We start from the raw sequence: 14,610 nt of genomic DNA, 5'->3' as shown, positions 1-14,610 counted from the left end.
CGACCGGACGACAACTGAAAGGCAACAGCCATGCCACAACCTCCCAGTCCCTACGACTTCCTTCCCGCCGTTGCGTCGTTCGAGGTGCGAAGCGACGACGTAGCTGAGGGCCAGATGCTGGCAATGCCGCAAGTTTCGGGCATCTTCGGTGCCGGCGGCGAAGATCGGTCGCCCCACTTGGCGTGGTCGGGTGCGCCCCAGGGCACCCAGAGCTACGCCGTGACGTGCTTCGACCCCGACGCGCCGACCGGAAGCGGGTTCTGGCACTGGGTGGTGTACGACATCGGGGCGTCGTGCACCGAACTCGCCTCAGGTGCCGGCGACGGGGAGGGCAGCGGGCTTCCCGACGGTGCCAAACAGCTCCGCAATGATGCCGGGCTGTACGGCTATCTGGGCTCCGCCCCGCCCGCAGGCCACGGCCCGCACCGCTACATGTTCGCGGTGCATGCGCTGAGCGTCGCCACGCTGCCGATCGACGACAGCGTTTCGCCGGCAATCTGCGGTTTCAACATGTTCGGCACGACGCTGGGCCGCGCCCTCATCACGCCGGTCTACGAACAGAGCTAGCCATGACGGCCGGACCGGCGGCCGGCGGTCGCGACCATCTCGAAGTGGTCTACCGGGCTATGTGGGAAGACGGCCGAGCTGGCCTTCACGAGCTCGCCGCTGGCACCTTTCGCGGCTGGGCGCAGTCGCAGCACCCCCAACTCGACGTGGCCCGCGGCGGCCCCGGCGCCGACGGCGAGGCCGGCGCAGCTCGTGCCTCGGTTGCTGCTGCTGCAGCCGATTGCCGGCTGGACCTGACCCGCGAGACGAGCACCGACGGCGGTGTCACGACCACCGCGCTGGAACTCGTGCGGCAGGCATCCGCCGGCGCGACAGTGGTCTCGACCCGTGTGCTCAGCGACGCCGACTCGGCTTGGCTGTGGGTAGATGTCGAGGTCCCTGCTGCCGTGCTGGTGGCCGGCGACCGCACGCCGGATGCGGACCGGTCGATCCCGATGCCGACGTTTCGCGCAGAGCACGCGTCCTCGCAGCTCGCTTTGCTTCGCGAGACCGGGGTTGAGGCGCTTGTGCACGAACTGCTCGAGGCCGGCATCCGCGGCGGCGGACGGCCCCATGTCGGCCGCGAGCCGTTGTCGGTCGATCCGGTGCAGGTGCGCGACGCCGCACACACCGAAGCGATTCGAAACGCCATCGTGTCGTCCCTGCGGCCCGTTCCGTACTTGGTGATCGCGTGGGATCCGATCAACCCCGACACGGCAATGGGTGACATGACCCGCCGGGCACACAGCGCCGCATCGCAGCTTGCCGGACTTGCGCGCGTGTTCGTCATGCCGCTGACGCTGCTGACCCGGTTCCAACGTCTCGTCGGCGGCGAGCTCGACTTGCAGCCCGGCGAAGCCCGGCTGTACCTGACCGGCTCGCAGGATCCTCACCGGCACCGGACGCTGTCGGCGGAATTGGTGCGCAGCGATCCCCATCAGGCGGGCCGGTGGGCATCGCAGCTGCTCCGCCTCGCGCTCACCGAGCGGGAGCCGCCGCCGCTGTACGGGCAGGCCCGCGCTCGGCTGGGCAGCCAGCGCCGAGCGCCGATGCTCGAAGCAGGGCCCAGCCCCGGCGAGCGCATCGCCGCGCTGGAGTCCGAGCGCGACGACCTGTGGGAGGCGCTGTTCGAGACGCGCGAACAGCGAGCAGCAGCACGTCAACAGCGAGAAGAGATATCCCAGCAAGTCTTGGACATGGGCGAAGAGCTGCAGCTCGCACAGCTGCGTGCCGACGATCTGCAGCGCCAGCTCATCGATGCCCAGGACCAGATGGTGGAGTGGCTGCTGCAAGCGGGCCAGAGCGCCGAGACGCCCGAAGCTGATGCGTCCAAGCGCAAATACCAGCAAGTCACATCGATCCGTCAAGCGCTGCAGCTCGCCCGGGCGAACCTGTCGAAGATTGAGATCCCGACTGCGGCCGAACAGCGGATAGCCGACTTGGACAGTGCAATCGAGTCCCAGTCATGGGCGCTGAGCGTCTTCGACGGACTGCTGGCCTTGGAGGCCTATGCCAACACGGGGGCCGAGTACAAAGACTTCCGTGACTGGTGCCGCCGCAGCAAGCATCAGCGGGTGTGGTTCGCCAACGCCAAGAAGCTGGCGATGAACGAGTCCGAGGAAGTGATGCGCCAGCCCGAGCTGCGCAAGTACCGGTTGCTGCCGGTGTCAGCCAGCGTCGATCCGGCAGGACGCATCGAGATGCAAGCGCATCTCAAGCTGTCGAACGCCTCGTTCGCGCCGCGGCTGTACTTCCATGACGGAACCCGAGGCCGCAACGCCACCGGCAAGGTTCACGTCGGCTACGTCGGCCCCCACCTGCCAACCAAGCGCTTCAGGACCTGACAGCACTCACCCAGCAGCGCGCCAGGACCGCTACGGACTCTCGGCGGTGCCGACCGAGTCGAGCGTTGACGGGAGAGCTGCAGCCGGACTGCAGGTAGGCGGACAGGCGCTCCTGAATTTGCTCAGAGTCTTCGGAGACGCCCACGACGTTGCCAAGGCTGAGGCTCAGCTGGCCCCTTGGGCGGTTTGGCGATCGCCGTGGGGGTCACGGCGTGACACGAAACCGTTGAGGTCGCAGGCCTCGCGTACCGGTGCAGACATGTCGTAGGTGCCCGGGTCCAGTGGCGTGCCGGTGCCGTCGGCGACCCGGGTCATCATGTGGAAGTTGGCGCTGACCGCTACGGCATCGACCATGACGTCGGCGCCGGCGGCATCGACCACCGCAGCACGCGCCGCAGCGGTGGCCTCGCGGTCGCCTTCCCACATCGCCTCGGCGAGGCGGGCCAGCAGGGCGCCATGGGGAACGCCGCCGTCACCTCCATCGGAACCGTTGACGGTGTCGTAGCCGACTTCCATGTCCTTTTGTTGGCCGCTCAGACCGAGCAGCAGCGCGTGAGCAGACGTTCAGTAGAAGCACTCGTTGAGCTTCGACGTCCGCGCTGCAAGCACCTCGATCTGGGGCCGGGTCAGCGAGTTGCGGTCCGACACCACATCGCCACGCACCCGCTCCATCGGCACGTACTGCGCGTCGGACAAGATGAACAGCGCCTCGTTCTCTGCCGGGACGGCGCTGAGGGCCTTGATGACGTTGGGCATCTTGAGGTCGGCGGTGGGCACCCAGTGGTACTTGACCGCTGCGGGTGCGCCTTCGCGTCCCGGTGGGCCGTCGCCGGGCTCGTCGAGTTCGATGCGCGGCAGCTCCAGCGCATCGGCGAAACGGTCGACACAGTTGGCCTGCGCCACAATGCCCACCAGCTCGACGTATGCCAGCGGATCGACGCCGCGGTCGATAATCGAGGTGTACCAGTCTTCCGTCAGCGTCCCCGGATGGTTGGTAATGCGCCAGACCGCGTCGACGGCGGCAGCGGGCAGCGGCCCTTCGGGATCGACGAGCCCGTCGATGCTGCTGGGCTGCACCCAAGGGGGCAGCACGTCGCCATCGTCGGTTCGGTGGTCACGCGCCGCCCGAACCTGTTTCACGATCTCGGAGCGCTGCGCCGCCGTCCACCACGTGCCCGGCCGGGCCCAGCGTGCGGCAATCTCGCCGTGGGCGGCACCGAGATCATCTCGGATCGGCAGCTCGGTGTCGTACGTGCGCTGTGGTGCTGCGATGCTCATGGGTGCCCCTCCGCTCGTCCTCATGTCGACGTGTGCGGGTCACGCCGTTCACGTCGCAACGTTGTCGGGCGCGGCCCAATCGACATCGTCGCACAGGTGGCCGCTACGCGCTGTGGGCGCAGGCAGTGAGACGCATCGGGCGGGGAGCGCCCGCGGTGCCGCTCTACGGGCGCCCGGTGCCGGTGCGCGGGTGCGCGCGGGGTGCCGATCGGCCTACGATCAGCCCCGCAATCTCGCCGTCTCGCCGCGTGCGGCGCCCAGCGGGGTCGCTCTCGCTTGCACCATCGAATCCCTCAAGGAGCAAAGATGCCAACGCCTCAGAAGGCAATCTTCAACGACATGGGCGCCAACCAGTGGTACGTCCACCTGAGCCGCGTCGAGGGCGCCGACCTCGGCGTGATCAGGTCCGCACTCGCCGACCTGCGCGCAGCGTGTGACGCAGACGGAATCAACCTGACGCTGGGCTTCGGTCCGGGACTGCTGCCGGAGCTGAGCGACGACACGCCCGACGACTTCCAGGCCTACGTGACCGTCCAGTCCGAAGACGGCTCGGGGCGCGAGGCCAAGGGCACTCAAGAAGAGCTGCTGCTGTGGCTGAACCACGACGACAAGGACAAGGTGTGGAAGGCGCAGTACGACGCCCGCACTGCGCTGGCCGGCCACATGGCAGTCGCCCGTGAGACGCCGACGTTCATCTACGGCGACTCGCTGGACATGACGGGCTTCAAGGACGGCACCGGCAACCCGGCCGATGAGGACCAGCCGGCCGTGGCGATCGTGCCCGACGGCGATCCCGGCGCAGGAGGCAGCCACATCATCGCCCAGCGCTGGGTGCACGACCTCGACGGCTGGAATGCCCTGTCGGACGACCAGCAGGAGAAGAACTTCGGGCGCAAGAAGTTCCCCGAAACCGACAAGACCGACAGCCAGGAGCCCTACAGCCACCTGAGCCACGTCGAACTTCGTGCAGACGGCAACCACGGCAACGAGGGCAGCGACAAGATCAACGAGATCGCTCGCCGCTCCACGCCCTACGCCTTCCACGACGGCACCGTGGGCCTGTACTTCATGGCGTTCTGCAAGGACCAGGCGCCGCTGCGTCGTCGCCTGCGCCGCATGTACGGCCTCGACGACGCCAACGGCGTGCGGGATGCCATCACCGACTTCTCGAACCCGGCCTCCGGCTCGTTCTACTTCGCTCCCAGCGAGGAAACCCTCGACGCCATCACCGGCTGACCAAGAATCCCTCGACGACCCGAATCGGGGGAGTTACAGGGCTGTTTCCCCACAGTGTTCATGGGTGCCTTGCCGATGCGCCCCGCCAGCGACACCTGGCCGGTCTCGGATCACGGCGTTCCAGCAGAGGAGTAGCCTGTGGCAATGGCTGCCGTCCATGCTGACGCGCTGATCGTGCCGACGGTTGATCATGCGCGTACGGCGGCGGAAGCGTTGCAAGCCGAAGGCGTGGCGATGGTGCTGCTGCACGGCTCCGTCGCCCGCGGCGCAGCTCGCCCGGGCAGCGACGTGGACCTGGTGGCAGTGTTCGACGACATCGACTACGCCGAACGATTTCCGCTGCGTTGGCGGCTCGAGGCGATATGCAGCGCTGCAGCCGGCGTCCCAGTCGAAGTGCATGTCGCCGACTGGCCTGAATGGCGACACCGCACTGAGCAAGTGTCGTCGTCGTTCGAAGCCGCAGTCGCGGCCGGTGGGCACGCTCTGTACGAGCGTGCCCCGCTGCCGGGGACGGACTGGGGCAAGGAGATCGGCATGCCCGACAGCAACCTCGAAGAAGCCCTCGAACGGCTGAACGACGTACGGCAAGCGCTCGGAGCAATGGCTCGCAACAGCCGCGTCGATATGAACGAGACGCACTATGTCGACGGACGCCGCGAAATCGACATTCCGCGCCGCGAGGAGCGTCTGCGCGACCTGTGCGCCGCCGCGTCGATGGCAATCGAAAACGCGCTCAAAGCGTGGGGTGCCGCGAACGGCGTCCCCTCCGAACGCACCCACAGCATCGCGCGTCTGCTCGAACTCGCCCGGCCGCTGCCCGACTCACTCGAAACCGTCCTCGCCCCGTTGGAGGCAAACACCATCCGGCCGAGCCGCGAACCCTGGGACGACGTTTCGTGCTGGCGCATCGGCGGCTCCTACCCGTCCGCGTTGCCGCAAGCAGCATCAGAACGCATGCCAACACTTGCGCGCCTGCTTGCCGTCGCGGCGGCCACAGCAACCGAAACGGCGACCGAACGGGTCCACGCGGACGGCGCGGACCCTGAGGACCCGCGGCTGAGTCGCTGCCAGGAACGGTTGAGCGAAGTTCAAGCGATCCTCGCGTCGGGCGATGTCGTGGCGGGAGTCCCACCCGCAGCGCCTCCCGTCCCGCCGACGCCTACGGTTCCGCCGTTGGTCGCTCCAACTGGCAGCAGCGAGCCGTAGACGGACAGCAAGCGGAGGTTCACTCCAGCGACAGCGACTTTGCGCGGTTCGGCGGCCTCCGCCGACGCAATCCGCCTTTGACGGGCCGCTAGTCCGAGGAGCGCATCTCAGTGCGATGGTCGCGGAACGCCGGTCGGCGAGGACCAGGGAGACCATGGGGCGGGCCCGTCATGGCAACGGACGGTTCTGAGGTCCGCTGACTACGTCGCGGTCTCGGCCTGGTCGCGGAACCACTCGCGGGCCGACATTGAGGCGATCGCTTCAAGCGCGAGCCCCGTGTGCAGGTCGTCTGCCATGGCGCGGCGCAGCGGGCGCACCAGGGCGTGACGGGTGTTGCGCAGCAAGATCGGGTTCAGCTTGGCCAGATTTGCGGCGATTTCTTGGGCGCGGTCCATCAGGCCGCCGGCAGGCAGCACTTCGCCCACGATGCCGAGATCGTGGGCTTCGGCGGCACCGATCTGCTGACCGGTGAGCAGGAAGTAGCGGCCCCGGTTCGGCCCCAGCAGCAGCGGCCACACGATCTGCATGCTGTCACCAGGCACCAATCCGCCCGGAAAGTGCGGGGCGTCTTGAAAGTAGGCGCCATCGGCAGCCAGCACGATGTCGCACAGCACGGCCAGCTCGGAGTGAACCGTCACGGGGCCGTTGACAGCCGCAATCATGGGCACCTCGATGTCGAGCATCTGGTCCACGAGCCGGTTGCCTTCCCAGATGATGCGGTCCCACACCGTGGCGTTGGCCCGCCCCTCGGCCAGCGCATTGACCTCGTCGGGCAGTTCGATGAACGAGTCCCCGGTGCCAGTGAGGATCACCACCTTGATGTCCCGGTCTGAGGCCAGCGCCATGAACAGCTCGGGAAGTTCCCGGTGCGGGCGCCCGCCCCACTGCAGCGGACCGCCACGGGTGTGCATGCGGACGGTCACGACCCCCGCGTCGTCGCGGGTGACGTCCGCGGTGCGATATCGGTCTGCGTATTCGTCAAACTCCATGGGCTCATGCTCGCAGAGCCGGCGCGCCAACGGGAGAGCTGAGGGGCCAGCCGATTACCATCGTTGAGGCGAGGGACTTTGCAGGGGGCTTGCGATGACTGACGTGGCGGATCCAGTGCGGACGGCTGACACGCCGACGAGAGAGCAGCATCTCGCCGAGATGGCCGACTATCTGTCCGGTGGTGTGCAGCGCGCGCACGAGACCGGCAACCGCGGGCCGGTGCGATTCGGCCCCGACGGCAAGCTGCACCCCGACATCTTGGATGACTTCTGGAAGCACGGCTTCTACGTGTTCACCGACGTGGTGGGCGCCGATGAGATTGCTGAGCTGCGGGTCGATGTGGCCGAAGTCATCGAACGGGCGCCGGTGCGCAAGGGCGCCGAGGTTGACCGCCACGGCCGACCTGCGCTTGGGCGAGATCGCGCCGTAGAGCCCTACATCCACATCGCGCCGCTGTCGGACCCGTTTGGCGGCACCAGCGCCCTCGGCGGTCGTCACCAAGTGCAAATGGACCAGCCCACGCCCGACGACGACGCTCCGCCCGATGTCGTCTACCTGATCTTCGGGATGTGCCAGTCGATGCCCTCGGCGCTGCGGCTGTACGGCCACCCCGACCTGATGTCGATAGCGGAGAGCATCAACGGCCCCGACTTCGTGCCCTACAACGACGCCATCTTCGTGAAGGAGCCAGGGCTCGGCGGCTCCGTGTCGTGGCACCAGGACGGCGTCACCCACTGGGACAACCCCGATTGGGACATGGGCATCCACGGCTTCAACTTCCAGGTGCAGCTGTATGAGACCACCGCGGCGAATGCGCTGTGGGTGGTGCCGGGCACGCACACAGCCGGCCGCATCGACCTGCGTGCGAAGGTGGCCGACAACGGCGGCAGCACGATGCTGCCCGACGCCATCCCGCTGCTGTGCGAACCAGGCGACGTGACGGTGGTGAACCGGCACATGGTCCACGGCTCCTATGCCAACACGTCCCCGGACCCGCGCATCTCGGTCACGTTCGGCTTCCATCGCCGCTCGTCCGTGCTCGGCGTGACAGGTCAACTGCGGGTGCACGAGCGTGACGCCTTGGTCGTCTACGACGAAGAGCGCGTGTTCAAGCGGTCGTCGGTGATCGCCGTGGCCATCGACGCCAGGGCACAGCACCGACCCGACGAGCGCCGCTACACCTACGCCCCCTTCGTCGGCCTCGAAGACGACTTCCGCTACAACGACGAGACGTTCGACCGCGTCATCCGCGACTACAACCTGAACGACCTCGCCATCTGATCGCCGACGACGAACGCGCTCCGGCAACACTGTTTGTCGCGCGATCGCGGGCTCAAACGGCTGGCGATTCCCAAGGGTTGATCAGGTGGAGGCCGAGCCCCTCAAAGTCACGGACGTTGCGCGTGGCCAGTCGTAGACGCCGCAGGCCGGCGGTCGCTGCGATGAGAGCGTCGGCCAGATGCAAGGTGCGGCCGCTGCGCCGAGCGCGCGCTCGAAGTTCGGATGCATGTTCGGCTTCTGCCAAACCGACGGGAACGATCCTCCGAGAGGTGGCTACGAGCGCCTCGATGAGGTCCGAGGCCTGATCGCGGCGACGCCCCGCGGGCCGAAGATGGATTCCGAGTTGCAGTTCGTGGATCACCACCGTGGAGAGCCAGAGATCGGGCTCGCTCACCAAGTACGCCACGACGCCCGGGTCCGGCGCGACTCGTGTCGTCTCGGAGACAACGTTGGTGTCGAGCAGCACTCCGGTCATTGCATATCGCTGTCATCAATGGCGTAGTCGATGAAGGGGATCGGCCGATCCGAGCGGCGATCGGGGAGTTCGATGTCGAGACCGCGCGGCATGTTGTCGACGAGCCACTTGCCCAGATGCACTTCAGGCTCGGCTCGCTGCTGCCATTCGTGCTCGGGGACGACGACGAACGTCCTGCGGGTACCGATGCGCTGGGGACCCTCCTCTTCTGCGCAGCGGAGAATGTGCGAGAGGCGCGACTTGGCCTCCGCCACCGTCCAGATGTGAGATGAATCCGCCGCGTCCGCAGCCACAAAGCCTCCCGCCCGATCCAAGACTTATCGAAAAACTAGTCCAATATAGACTAGAAACGCAGCGGTCTCACGCCGTTGCGCAGCGCAGCCCCACTCGGGGAATCAGGACGAGAGCGGCGAGTCGCAGAGTTCGGCGACTGCGGTCAGTAGAGCCTGGCGACGACCTGGAGGGCGTGGGACACGAGGGGAAGCGGCTCGCCTGCTGCGATGCATGCGAGAAAGGCGCATAACCTGCACGTTGATGACGGGTCTCACGCGCCGGCTCCGGAAGCGGCCGCCGAGGTACTCGGCTGCGGCGCTGGCTTGGAAGGGCCTCCGGGGCGAGGGGTGGCCCCGGGTGTGGCGCGACTGCGACCTAAAGCGTTCCTATGACGCAGTGGTCATCGGCGGCGGCGTGCACGGCCTCGCCACGGCGTACTACCTCGCTCGCAATCACGGCATGACCAACGTGGCCGTGCTGGACAAGGCCTACCTGGGCAGCGGCGGCTCGGGACGCAATACCGCGATCGTGCGCTCCAATTACCTCACTCCCGAAGGCGTGGCCTTCTACGACCGATCAGTGCACCTGTATGAGCGGATGGCAGTCGAGCTGAACATCAACGTGATGTTCAGCCAGCGCGGCCACCTGACGCTGGCCCACTCCGACGCCTCGCTGCGCACGATGCATTGGCGTGCCGAGGTCAACAAGCTCGGCGGCGTCAACTCCAGCGTGATCGGCCCCGACGAAGTCAAGAAGGAGTGTCCGAGTCTGGACACCTCCGACCACCCCCGTTACCCGATCCAAGGTGCCCTCTATCACCCGCCCGGCGGCGTCGTTCGCCACGACGCGGTGGTGTGGGGCTATGCCCGGGCGGCGGATCACATGGGCGTCGAGATGCACCAGAAGACGGAGGTCACCGACATCATCTGCGAAGGCGGTGACGGTCCCGACGGCAAGGGCGCCGGCGGCCGAGTCACCGGGGTGCGCACCAACCGGGGCGACATCTCCACGCCGATCGTGATCAACTGCACCGCCGGGTGGGCGTCGCTCATCTCGGCAATGGCCGGGGTGCGGCTGCCCATCACTACCCACCCGCTGCAGGCCGCCGTCACCGAACCGGTGAAAATGTTCCTGCCGACCGTGGTGGTTTCAGGCTCGCTGCATGTCTACGTCAGCCAGACCGACCGCGGCGAGCTGGTGTTCGGTGCCTCGGTCGACCCGTATGCCAACTATTCGGTGCGGGGCTCGCTGGAATTCACCGAGGGACTGGCCGGACACGTGCTCGAGTTGATGCCCGGCATTTCGCGCATGCGGGTGCTGCGCCAATGGTCCGGTCTGTGCGACATGACTCCCGACTATTCGCCGGTGATGGGCTTCACGCCCGTGGACGGTTTCCTGGTGGATGTCGGCTGGGGCACCTACGGCTTCAAGGCCGCACCGGTATCGGGTGAACAGATGGCCGAAGCCGCAGCGACGGGCCGCACGCCCAAGCTGATCGAGGCCTTCGCTCTCAGCCGCTTCGACGAAGGCGATCTGGTGGGCGAAAAGGGTGCAGCGTCGGTGGGCCACTGATGTTGCGTTCGTCTGCTGCCCGCTGTGCCACCAGGCTCACCGACGCCATTGCGACTGTGGTGGGCCACTGATGTTGCTCGTACCTTGCCCCAACTGCGGCCCACGCAATTCGACCGATCTCCGATATGGGGGCGAGTCGCATGCTCGTCCCGACCCCAATACGGCCTCGCCACAAGAGTGGCGGGCATACCTCTATCTGCGCGACAACCCCGCCGGTTGGCTGCGTGAAACTTGGTATTGCGCGTCGGGATGCCGCCGCTGGTTCTCGATCGAACGAAACACCGCCACCAACGAGTTCCGCGACCCGCCGCTGCCGGGCGACAAGCGAGGCGGTGCGGCGTGAGTGCGTGTGTGCCCGGTGCTGGCTGGGGTTGGCGGCCCGACGGCGGGCAAGGCGGTGCGGCATGACCATGAGCCGGCAGGGCGTGCAGCCCACCGAGGTGATCGACCGGGCGGTCAAGCTCCGGTTCAGGTGGAACGGAAAACGATTCAGCGGGTTTGAGGGCGACACGATTGCCTCCGCCTTGGCCGCTTCCGGCGAGCACATTTTCTCCCGTTCCATGAAGTACCACCGGCCGCGGGGGATCCTCACCGCCGATTACTGGGATCCCAACCTGATGGTCCAGGTAGGCGACGATCCCAACGTCCGAGCCGGCCACCGCTTGCTGGAAGACGGCATGAATGTCCGCTCGCAGAACGCATGGCCGTCGCTGAACCGCGACCTCAAGGCGGCAAACGGTCTCCTCGGGCGATTCTTGACGGCCGGCTTCTATTACAAGACCTTCATGCGGCCGCAGTGGCTGTGGCCCACCTACGAGCGAGTGCTGGCCACCTTCGCTCCCGGCGGCAAAATCGACATCGACACCCCGCACGCTTATCACGACAAGCGCTATGCGCATCCCGACGTAGTGGTGGCCGGCGCAGGCCCGGCCGGCGTCGAGGCGGCGCTGGCGGCGAGCAGCGCAGGCGCCAGCGTGTTGCTCGTCGAGCACGAGCATGCGGTGGGCGGCCATCTGCGCTACTCCAGTGACAGCACCGACCGGGCAGCACTGGCCGAACTGCGGGCTGCGCTCGACGCTTCCGACGTCGAGGTGTTGAGCAATTCCACGGTGACGGGTCGGTATGAGGACAACTGGCTCGGCATCGTCCAGCGCAATCATCCGATCGCAGTCGAGCGGCTCATCAAGGCCCGGGCCAAAGTGCTCATCGCAGCGCCCGGCCTGATCGAGCGTCCCTACGTCTTCGGGGGCAACGACCGGCCCGGCGTCATCACTTCAGGTGCGGCCCGACGCCTCATCAACCTCTGGGGCATCAAGCCGGGCGAGCGGGCAGTGGTGTTCAGCGCGAATGCCGAGGGCGACGCGGCTGCTGGCGACCTGGAACGTGCCGGCACCGAGATCGCCGCCGTCATCGACGCCCGTTCGGGCGGCCAGATCAGCTCGACGGCGGGCTCGTCACGGGCTGTCGAAGCCGTGATGTCGGGCGGCGAACGGATCGAGGCTGACGTGGTCGTCATGGCCCCAGGGTGGACGGCGCCGACTTCGCTGCTCAACATGGCCGGCGACCGGCCGGTCTATGACGCGGCCGCGGCCCGGTTCTTTCCATCTGACCCCCCCGCCAATGTGCTGGCCACCGGCGGACTCGCGGGCGACGGTGAGCTCGACCAGCTGCGTGCTCATGGCGCCGAAACAGGTCGTCTCGCCGCAGCCCGTGCTGCAGCGGTACGCCATCGCCTGCAGGCCCGCACGGCGAGAGCGCTGCCGGTCGTTGGCGACGAGCCCGCATGGGCGCCCGACGAGCGGGAACCGCTCGGCCGCGATCAACATCCCGAGCTCTACCGCGCCGATACCCACGGGATGGTCGACATGTCCGAGGACATCAGCTCCAAGGACCTGGTCGCCGCCGCGCACGAGGGCTACGACTCAGTGGAGCTGGCCAAGCGCTACACCACCGCCACCATGGGGCCGGCGCAAGGCAAGCTCGAGACGGTCAATACCGTCGCAGCCATCGCCGAAGCGCGAGGCGAGACGATCAGCGACGTGGGCACCACCGTGTGGCGGCCTCCGTACGCACCGCTCACCTTGGGCGCGCTCGCCGGTCGCATGTTCGAACCGGTGCGCGTGTCGCCCATCCATCCTTGGCACGAGGCCAACGGTGTGACCACCATTCAGGCGGGCCAGTGGCTGCGCCCCGATCACTACGGCGATCCGCAAGCCGAAGTCCGCAATGTGCGCCGCAACGTCGGGCTCATCGACGTCACACCGCTGGGCAAGCTCGACCTGCGCGGCCCAGACGTTCCCAAGCTGCTCAGCCTGCTGTATGTCAACAAGTGGATGAAGCTCGGCATCGGCCGGGTCCGCTACGGGATGATGTGCGCCGAGGACGGCGTGGTGCTCGACGACGGCGTGACCGGGCGACTCGGCGAAGACCACTACATGATGTCCACCACCAGCTCGGGCGCCGGCGGCGTGTGGGAATGGGTGGAGAACTGGCTCCAGACCGAACGCCCCGACTGGCAGGTACACGTCACCCCGGTGACCACCGCATACGCCAGCATCAACGTGGCCGGGCCCAAGTCCCGAGAGCTGATGAGCAGGGTCTGTGAGGGTGTCGACCTCGACGCTGAAGCGTTCCCGTACATGACCGTTCGCGAGGCCACAGTGGCCGGCGTGTCGGGCTGCTTCATGTGGCGCATCGGCTTCACCGGGGAGCTCTCGTTCGAGCTGCATGTGCCCGCAGGACACGGTTGCCATGTCTGGGAGACACTGATGGATGCCGGCAGCGACCTCGGCATCGGCGCCTTCGGCCTCGAAGGCCAACGCATCATGCGCCTCGAAAAGGGACACTTCATCGTCGGCCAGGACACCGACGGCCTCACGCTTGGCCCCAGCACCGGCATGGGATCGCTCATCAAGCTCGACAAGGACGACTTCGCCGGCAAGCCAGAACTTGCCTGGGCGGCCGACCGGGCGCTCCCGCTGATCGTGGCGATCCAGCCCGACGATCCCAACGTGGTGCCCGAAGAGGCCGCACAAATTGTGCGGGGCGAATCGAATGAGATCCTGGGCCGGATCACCTCCTCGCGTTTCTCGCCGACGCTGAACCGCTCGATCTGCCTCGGGCAGGTGGAACCGCACTTGGCCGCCGGCGGCACGAAGCTGACGGTGCTGCTCGAATCAGGGGAGCGCATCAGCGCAACGGTGATCGACCATCACGCCCACTTCGACCCGGCCGGGGAGCGCCTCCGTGGCTGAGACTGCATCACCCCAGAGTTCGACACCCCAGAGTTCGATATCTCAGAATTCGCCAACCCAATCCCCGGCGTTCGAGAGCCCGGTCGTACGGAGCTATCCGACGTCGCAGGCTGGCGACTTGACGCTCAGCGACGAGAGCGCCATCACCAAGTGGCTCGTACGCGCCGACGCCGACGGGCCCACCGCCGACACGCTCGGTGCTCGATTCGCATCGTCGCAGACCGCGCCCGCCGGCGCACTCGTGCTGGGCGTCCGACCGGGCGAGTGGATCATCGTGGGCGCAGCGGGCGAGGTGGCCGCAGCGACAGCCGACCTCGACGGGCTCGATTCAGGCGAGTTCACCTCGGCGCTCGACTGGACCCACGGCCGGGCGATGTACCGGGTCACCGGCCACGAGGCGACGCGCATGCTGGAAAAGGTGTGCGGCATCGACTGGAGCGACCACATGACGCCCGACGGGGCGGTGCTCTCGGCCTCAGTCGCCCTAGTCACCTGCGACATCGCCCGCAACGACGTCAGCCACGACGAAACGGCCAGCACGCCGTCATACCTGATCCTCTGCGACCGGTCCTTCGGCCAATACCTCTTCGACGCGCTCATCGACGCCGGCAACGAATTCGGCCTGACCGTCCCCGCCGGCGGAGTTTCCTGAGCC

General features: G+C 67.2%; 14 protein-coding genes. 9 read left to right on the top strand and 5 right to left on the bottom strand.

The window, feature by feature from the left end:
* Positions 1–30 precede the first annotated feature (30 nt).
* Entirely contained in the window at positions 31–567 is a 537-nt protein-coding gene (locus ACOOF5_RS04245; protein ID WP_420436959.1) for a YbhB/YbcL family Raf kinase inhibitor-like protein, read from the top strand.
* 2 nt (positions 568–569) lie between these two features.
* Positions 570–2,390: a hypothetical protein gene (locus ACOOF5_RS04240; RefSeq protein ID WP_420436957.1), complete on the top strand. Its 1,821-nt coding sequence runs from the start codon at positions 570–572 to the stop codon at positions 2,388–2,390.
* A 165-nt stretch (positions 2,391–2,555) separates the two neighbouring features.
* Here ACOOF5_RS04240 and ACOOF5_RS04235 read toward each other — a convergent pair whose 3' ends face one another.
* Together ACOOF5_RS04235 and ACOOF5_RS04230 are read right to left on the bottom strand one after the other, a co-directional pair.
* Positions 2,556–2,906 carry a hypothetical protein gene (locus ACOOF5_RS04235; RefSeq protein WP_420436955.1) on the bottom strand — a complete coding sequence of 117 codons (351 nt, stop codon included), beginning with the start codon at positions 2,904–2,906 and terminating at the stop codon, positions 2,556–2,558.
* 48 nt (positions 2,907–2,954) lie between these two features.
* Positions 2,955–3,668, bottom strand: a complete 714-nt coding sequence (locus ACOOF5_RS04230) for an alkylhydroperoxidase-related (seleno)protein (protein ID WP_420436953.1) — start codon at positions 3,666–3,668, stop codon at positions 2,955–2,957.
* A gap of 306 nt (positions 3,669–3,974) precedes the next feature.
* On the opposite strand from ACOOF5_RS04230, the gene ACOOF5_RS04225 reads away from it, so the two are divergent.
* Complete coding sequence (locus ACOOF5_RS04225; RefSeq protein ID WP_420436951.1) at positions 3,975–4,904, top strand: Dyp-type peroxidase; 930 nt, start codon at positions 3,975–3,977, stop codon at positions 4,902–4,904.
* A 144-nt stretch (positions 4,905–5,048) separates the two neighbouring features.
* On the top strand, positions 5,049–6,110 hold the full coding sequence (locus ACOOF5_RS04220; protein ID WP_420436949.1) for a nucleotidyltransferase domain-containing protein: 1,062 nt from the start codon (positions 5,049–5,051) through the stop codon (positions 6,108–6,110).
* Between the two features lie 200 nt (positions 6,111–6,310).
* On the opposite strand, the gene ACOOF5_RS04215 is transcribed toward ACOOF5_RS04220, so the two are convergent.
* Complete coding sequence (locus ACOOF5_RS04215) at positions 6,311–7,099, bottom strand: enoyl-CoA hydratase/isomerase family protein (RefSeq protein ID WP_420436947.1); 789 nt, start codon at positions 7,097–7,099, stop codon at positions 6,311–6,313.
* 94 nt (positions 7,100–7,193) lie between these two features.
* Here ACOOF5_RS04215 and ACOOF5_RS04210 point away from each other — a divergent pair, with 94 nt between their 5' ends.
* A complete protein-coding gene (locus ACOOF5_RS04210; protein WP_420436945.1) occupies positions 7,194–8,381 on the top strand; it encodes a phytanoyl-CoA dioxygenase family protein in 1,188 nt (395 codons plus the stop codon).
* A 52-nt stretch (positions 8,382–8,433) separates the two neighbouring features.
* Here ACOOF5_RS04210 and ACOOF5_RS04205 read toward each other — a convergent pair whose 3' ends face one another.
* Together ACOOF5_RS04205 and ACOOF5_RS04200 are read right to left on the bottom strand one after the other, a co-directional pair.
* Positions 8,434–8,856 (bottom strand): type II toxin-antitoxin system VapC family toxin, encoded by a 423-nt coding sequence (locus tag ACOOF5_RS04205; protein WP_420436943.1) that lies wholly within the window; start codon positions 8,854–8,856, stop codon positions 8,434–8,436.
* Positions 8,853–9,149 carry a hypothetical protein gene (locus tag ACOOF5_RS04200; protein WP_420436941.1) on the bottom strand — a complete coding sequence of 99 codons (297 nt, stop codon included), beginning with the start codon at positions 9,147–9,149 and terminating at the stop codon, positions 8,853–8,855. Before ACOOF5_RS04200 ends, ACOOF5_RS04205 begins: the two co-directional genes overlap by 4 nt.
* Positions 9,150–9,390: 241 nt before the next feature.
* Between ACOOF5_RS04200 and ACOOF5_RS04195 the strand changes: the two genes are divergently transcribed.
* The 4 genes from ACOOF5_RS04195 (at position 9,391) to ACOOF5_RS04180 (ending at position 14,607) form a co-directional block, all read left to right on the top strand.
* Positions 9,391–10,701 carry an FAD-dependent oxidoreductase gene (locus ACOOF5_RS04195; RefSeq protein WP_420436939.1) on the top strand — a complete coding sequence of 437 codons (1,311 nt, stop codon included), beginning with the start codon at positions 9,391–9,393 and terminating at the stop codon, positions 10,699–10,701.
* 70 nt (positions 10,702–10,771) lie between these two features.
* The gene (locus ACOOF5_RS04190) at positions 10,772–11,044 is read left to right on the top strand and encodes a sarcosine oxidase subunit delta (protein ID WP_420436937.1); all 273 of its coding nucleotides are present in this window, start codon (positions 10,772–10,774) and stop codon (positions 11,042–11,044) included.
* Between the two features lie 61 nt (positions 11,045–11,105).
* Positions 11,106–13,955 (top strand): 2Fe-2S iron-sulfur cluster-binding protein, encoded by a 2,850-nt coding sequence (locus ACOOF5_RS04185; protein ID WP_420436935.1) that lies wholly within the window; start codon positions 11,106–11,108, stop codon positions 13,953–13,955.
* A 118-nt stretch (positions 13,956–14,073) separates the two neighbouring features.
* Complete coding sequence (locus ACOOF5_RS04180; protein ID WP_420436933.1) at positions 14,074–14,607, top strand: hypothetical protein; 534 nt, start codon at positions 14,074–14,076, stop codon at positions 14,605–14,607.
* The last annotated feature ends 3 nt before the right edge of the window (positions 14,608–14,610 follow it).

This window comes from Candidatus Poriferisodalis sp. (assembly GCF_965214215.1).
Lineage (GTDB): Bacteria > Actinomycetota > Acidimicrobiia > Acidimicrobiales > Poriferisodalaceae > Poriferisodalis.
The sequence above is the reverse complement of the archived record's forward strand: the minus strand, read 5'-3'. Positions and strand labels throughout refer to the sequence as shown.

Excerpts from the sequence above, each read along its gene's own strand:
- ACOOF5_RS04205 (WP_420436943.1), bottom strand. The coding sequence starts at position 8,856 with ATGACCGGAGTGCTGCTCGACACCAACGTTGTCTCCGAGACGACACGA.
- ACOOF5_RS04235 (WP_420436955.1), bottom strand. The coding sequence starts at position 2,906 with ATGGAAGTCGGCTACGACACCGTCAACGGTTCCGATGGAGGTGACGGC.
- ACOOF5_RS04230 (WP_420436953.1), bottom strand. The coding sequence starts at position 3,668 with ATGAGCATCGCAGCACCACAGCGCACGTACGACACCGAGCTGCCGATC.
- ACOOF5_RS04240 (WP_420436957.1), top strand. The coding sequence starts at position 570 with ATGACGGCCGGACCGGCGGCCGGCGGTCGCGACCATCTCGAAGTGGTC.
- ACOOF5_RS04185 (WP_420436935.1), top strand. The coding sequence starts at position 11,106 with ATGACCATGAGCCGGCAGGGCGTGCAGCCCACCGAGGTGATCGACCGG.
- ACOOF5_RS04210 (WP_420436945.1), top strand. The coding sequence starts at position 7,194 with ATGACTGACGTGGCGGATCCAGTGCGGACGGCTGACACGCCGACGAGA.
- ACOOF5_RS04220 (WP_420436949.1), top strand. The coding sequence starts at position 5,049 with ATGGCTGCCGTCCATGCTGACGCGCTGATCGTGCCGACGGTTGATCAT.
- ACOOF5_RS04190 (WP_420436937.1), top strand. The coding sequence starts at position 10,772 with ATGTTGCTCGTACCTTGCCCCAACTGCGGCCCACGCAATTCGACCGAT.
- ACOOF5_RS04245 (WP_420436959.1), top strand. The coding sequence starts at position 31 with ATGCCACAACCTCCCAGTCCCTACGACTTCCTTCCCGCCGTTGCGTCG.
- ACOOF5_RS04225 (WP_420436951.1), top strand. The coding sequence starts at position 3,975 with ATGCCAACGCCTCAGAAGGCAATCTTCAACGACATGGGCGCCAACCAG.
- ACOOF5_RS04195 (WP_420436939.1), top strand. The coding sequence starts at position 9,391 with ATGACGGGTCTCACGCGCCGGCTCCGGAAGCGGCCGCCGAGGTACTCG.
- ACOOF5_RS04215 (WP_420436947.1), bottom strand. The coding sequence starts at position 7,099 with ATGGAGTTTGACGAATACGCAGACCGATATCGCACCGCGGACGTCACC.